The sequence below is a fragment of the Streptomyces sp. SID14436 genome (genome assembly GCF_010548465.1).
GTDB lineage: Bacteria > Actinomycetota > Actinomycetes > Streptomycetales > Streptomycetaceae > Streptomyces.
On the sequence record NZ_JAAGMD010000647.1, the window covers coordinates 1 to 501 of the forward strand.

General features: G+C 79.2%; 1 protein-coding gene. It reads left to right on the top strand.

What is annotated here, in order from left to right; all coding sequences use genetic code 11:
* A partial coding sequence (locus tag G3I53_RS22880; protein WP_164438726.1) for an HAD family hydrolase occupies positions 1-501 on the top strand: 501 nt, incomplete at both ends.

The window sequence follows — 501 nt, forward strand, 5'->3', positions numbered from 1 at the left end:
AGCCCGGTGCGCGCCGTGCTGTTCGACCGCGACGGCACCCTGGTCCACGACGTCCCCTACAACGGGGACCCCGGCCGGGTGCGCCCCGTCGACGGCGCCCGCGAGGCGGTCGCCGCCCTGCGGGCCCGGGGCATCCGCACCGGCGTCGTCACCAACCAGTCCGGCATCGCCCGGGGCCTGCTCACCGTCGCCGACGCCCGCGCCGTCAACCGGCGCGTCGACGACCTCCTCGGCCCGTTCGACGTGTGGGAGCTGTGCCCGCACGCCCCGGACGCCGGCTGCGGCTGCCGCAAGCCCCGCCCCGGCATGGTCCTCCGGGCCGCCGGACGCCTGGGCGCCGACCCCGCCGACTGCGTCGTCATCGGCGACATCGGCGCCGACATCGAGGCCGCCCACCGGGCCGGAGCCCACGGCATCCTCGTCCCCACCCCCGCGACCCGCCCGCAGGAGACCGCCGAGGCACCCTGGGCCGTCCCCGACCTGACGGCCGCCGTGCGCGCC